General features: G+C 56.5%; 1 protein-coding gene. It reads right to left on the reverse strand.

Annotation, left to right across the window (positions count from 1 at the left end; translation table 11 throughout):
• Positions 1-239 (reverse strand): transposase (locus tag FNJ47_RS48825; RefSeq protein WP_163163826.1); only part of this gene is annotated, 239 nt, incomplete at both ends.

Here is a 239-nt window from a genome sequence, read left to right on the forward strand (position 1 = left end):
TACTGCGGGCATGGTTGGTTGAGGCGGAGGCCCGTTGATTCTTTTTTTTCCGCGCCGCGTGTGCGAGGCGACGGTGTTGCAGGAAGGCGTAAGCAATCATAGTCATCAGGGTGTGACGATGAAGACCTTGCCATGATCGCCCTTCGAAGTGATCAAGTCCAAGCTCCTCCTTCAACTGCTGATGCGCCTGTTCGCAGATCCATCGCGCCTTGATAGTGGCGGCCAATGTGCGCAGATCC

It is taken from the genome of Bradyrhizobium uaiense, assembly GCF_010811875.1.
GTDB lineage: Bacteria > Pseudomonadota > Alphaproteobacteria > Rhizobiales > Xanthobacteraceae > Bradyrhizobium > Bradyrhizobium uaiense.